2 protein-coding genes and 1 riboswitch are annotated in these 3,839 nt (G+C 68.4%); both genes read right to left on the minus strand.

What is annotated here, in order from left to right:
• On the minus strand, positions 1-1,030 hold a 1,030-nt coding region (locus FV228_RS22700; protein WP_147856666.1), incomplete at its 3' end, for a PepSY domain-containing protein.
• Positions 1,027-3,156, minus strand: a complete 2,130-nt coding sequence (locus FV228_RS22705; RefSeq protein WP_238261483.1) for a TonB-dependent siderophore receptor — start codon at positions 3,154-3,156, stop codon at positions 1,027-1,029. The genes FV228_RS22700 and FV228_RS22705, both read right to left, overlap by 4 nt.
• Positions 3,157-3,498: 342 nt before the next feature.
• Positions 3,499-3,695: riboswitch (cobalamin riboswitch) on the minus strand.
• Between the last annotated feature and the right edge of the window lie 144 nt (positions 3,696-3,839).

The raw sequence follows: 3,839 nt of genomic DNA on the forward strand, positions 1-3,839 counted from the left end.
CGCGGGGGCCGTCCGCCGCCTCGGCGACCACCCACCAGCGACCGCCGACTGTGGTGAAGCGCAGCGATCGGGTGCCCGGCCCGGCGCGATCGCGCAGCCGTCCGACATCGAGCCCGAGCGGTCCCGGCGTTCCGGCATAGGCGCTGCGTAGCGCGGTCGGCGGCGTACTCGACGCGAACCAGCGGTTCGGGTTCATGGAGATCCAGCCGCTCAGGATGAAGGCCGCGAGCCCAAGCCCGCCCGCCAGGCCGAACAGGTGGTGCCAGCGCGCCAGCCCGCGATAGGGCGTGACGGCGCCGTGCGCATAGCGGCGGCGCAGGCGCAGGCGCCAGATCCCGACGACCAAGCCGCTGACCGCCCCGAGGGCGGCGAATCCGGAGAGCCAGAGCAGCACGGTCCGCCACAGCTCCGCCCGGGCGCGCAGCGGCGTCAGGTAGATCCAGTGCGGCACCGAACCGAGCCAGTTCCAGGCCCGCTCGAACCGGGTCGTGTCGAGAGCGATCTCCCCGGTTACCGCGGAGACGTAGAGCTCGGTCCCCTCCGGGTCATCGAAGACGACCTTGTGGAACGGCCGGAGCGGGTCGTAGCGAGCGGTCACGGTCCACTGGTCCCGCTCGACCGGATCGACGCGGGCATCCGGCCGATCCCCGGCGGCGAGCCGCAAGGCCGCCTCCGCACCAACCGGGCCGAGCCGCGCGCCGGTACGGCCCGATACGGTCGCCCGCGCCCCGTCGCGGCCTGTGATCCGGTAGACCGGCTCGGCACCGCGCATCTCCAGGGCGAACGCCGCCGGCACGCCCGCAAGGTCGCCGGCGGCGAGCGCCGCGTCCGGCGGGACCGCGACGGTCTCCCAATCGATCGGCGCCAGGCGCGCGAGGCGCTGGGCTTCTGTGAGTGCCGGGAACGGCACGTAGAGCATCACCAGTCCGGAGCCGATCCACAGGGCGAAGAACACGGCCGTGGCGATCCCGGCCCAGCGGTGGAACAGCAGCAGCCAGCGACGCGCGGCTTTGCCGACCCGCTGCCTCACCAAGTCACCGTGTAGGCGAGTTCCACCGAACGCGGCCGGCCCAGCAGCCAGTTGGTGCCGACCCCGTTCACGGCGTTGCCGCTGATCGCGTAGACCTTGTCGAACAGGTTGTAGACCCGCAGGCTCAGGCGCGAATCCACCGTCACCTGATGGTCGAGCACGAGGTTGACGAGGTTGTAGGCTGGGCGCCGGGCCGTGTTGGAGAAGTCGCTGTAGACCTGGCCGACGTTCTGGAGCCCCACGCGTGCCGTCCAGGCGCGGGCAAAGTCCCAGGTCAGCCAGAGATTGGCGACCCGCTCGGGCACGTCGATCGGCTGGTTTCCGGCATACGAGACGGTCGCGCCGTTCACGCTCTGATTGAACGTATCGTATTGCGCGTGCAGGAGCGCGAGGTTGCCGTCCAGCCGCCAGCCCGGGGCGAGGTGCCAGCCAAGCGCCAGCTCGAAGCCCTGCGAGGATTGCTGGCCGACCTGGGTCGACACGGTCGGCTGACCCGGCACGGTCGATATCAGGTTGTCCTTGACGATCCGGTAGCCGGCAATTGTCCATTCGAGGGCGCCGTCGAAGGCCAGCCCCTTGGCGCCGATTTCGACCTGCGTGCCGGTGGCGAGCTGGAACCCGGAGAGCGATTGCGTCAGGGTAATGAGGCTGTTCACCGGGTCGGTCGCGAAGCTGTATTGGGCGTAGAGCGCGCTGTCCGGCGTCGGGTTGTAGACCAGCCCGAACCTGTATCCGAGCGCCTGATAGGTCTTTTCGAACTGCGAGCCGGTTTGCAGATCTTGCCGGTGCAGTGTCGGCACGTCGAGCCGCACGCCGGTCAGGAACGAGAGTTTTTCGGAGAGGATCACCCGGTCCTCGGCGAAGACCGAGGCCTGGCTGGTCTGGGTCGCGTAGGCCGGCCGTGCCCGCCCGTTCTGCGGGAAGTATCCCGGATCGTAGCCGGTCAGCGGCACGCTGGTGGTCTGGTCGAAGTAAAAATTGTTCGTGTGGCGGAAGTCGATGTGGTTCACGTCGAACCCGACCGCGAACGCGTTCGGCAGGCCGAACAGGTTGCCGTTGAAGCTCGCGTCCAGGCGATTCCCGACCTGTTCCTGGCTGTGATAGATCTCGAGGTAATCGCCCCGGTCGACCAATCCCGTGCCGCGGTTGTAGGTGTATTGCTCGGTATCGAGCCAGTGGCGCCGGCTGGTGAGCCGGTAGGCCGTGTTGCGCACGATGATGTCGGCCGAGGGCGTCCACTCGGTCTTGAACTGGGTCCAGTTGTCCGCCCAGGTGATCTTCGCGTCGCGGACGTTGTAGTTGTTGAACCGGATCAGATCTGGAATTCTTCCCTCGACCAGGGGCGTCCCCCAGTAGCGCGCCGGCTCTTGGTAGCCGAGGTCGTGACTGACTGTGAAGGCGAGGTCCGGGCTCGGCTGGAACAGCAGGGCTGCCGAGACTGCGAGGTTGCGGAAATCGCCCTCCGGCCGGATCCAGCCGTCCGCGCGGTTGCCGCTGACGTTGAGGCGGTACGCGAAGGTGTCGCCGAACTCCTCCCGTCCGAGCGCCCCGCCCGAGTCCAACGCCAGCCGCGCGACGCCGTCGGTGCCGATCACCGTGCGGGCGGTGTTGATCGGCGCGAAGACCGGCTTCTTCGGCACCACGTTGATCACGCCGCCGATCGCGCCGTCGCCGTACAGGACCGAGGACGGGCCGCGCAGAACCTCGATACGCTCGACGTTCCAGGTGTCGAACGGGAACGTGACCGTGTTGGCCCCGACGTAGAAGCGGGTGCCGTCGTAGAGCTGCTGGATCGAGTTCGGCCCCGCGAAGCCGCGCGACGTGAACGCGCCGTTGCCGTTGCCCGGTGCCGCGATCGTGGTGATGCCGGTGGCGTCCTGGGTCACGGCTTCGGCGATCGTGTCCTGGCCGCGCAGCCGTGCGGTCTCACCCGACACGATATCGACGCTCGCCGGTGTCTCCAAAGGCGTAAGGCCGAGCCGGCTCGCGGTCCGGTCGGGGGTGCGCAGGTTCAACCCGATCTGGGCGGCGCGGGTCAGGCTGACGCTGCCTTCCCCCTCGACGGAGAGCTGATCGAGGGCCACGGTCTCCTGGGCTGCGGCCGGGCTTGCCAGAAACGTGAGCATGGCACCGCAGAGCGGCACACGCCGGCTGCGAGGAGGCTGTTTGGATCGCGACATGGTGAGGAAAGGTCCGAGCGCGGCGGCCGCCGGTTCGCATGCCCTAAAGGCAATGTAATAACATTGCAATTGCTGCCTGTCTGAGCCGTTCCGGCCCAGGCATTGTGGCCTGGGTGGAGGATCGGGCCGCATGCAAACGCGGCCGGGATCGGCACGACAAGGGAGGGCATCGGGAACCGGGACGCGGGCGCGCTTGCTGTGGCACGTCACCGCGAACGAGGCCTCGCCGACCGCGCTCGCGCACGGCCGTCTCGACACCCGCCAGGACACCCCGCCTGACGCGTTTCGCGTGTGACCACGGCTGACGGCAGGTCTCCTGGCTCGCGGGTCGCCGCCCTCGCACCGTCTTCCCGGGCTTGAGGCCCAGTGACGTGGTGGTGAAGGACTCGCCGCTCACAGTTGCGGGGACAGCCGCGGTTTCAGGGCAGGCCCCTCACCGCGTTCCCTTTTGATCCCCGAGGGGAACCGTCGCCGAGCAGCTTGGCTGTATGCCGGTGGATCGTCAAGCGTGTGGATATCCGGGCCCCTGCGGGGGCGGCCTGCGATCGGGCACAGGATCGCCTCGCGCGATGCCTGACGGATCACGGAGCAACGGCAGCATGACGTAAGATTTTTTATTAACAAATGTA

Origin of the sequence: Methylobacterium sp. WL18 (genome assembly GCF_008040015.1) — a bacterium.
In the GTDB taxonomy this organism is placed as follows: Bacteria; Pseudomonadota; Alphaproteobacteria; order Rhizobiales; family Beijerinckiaceae; genus Methylobacterium; species Methylobacterium mesophilicum.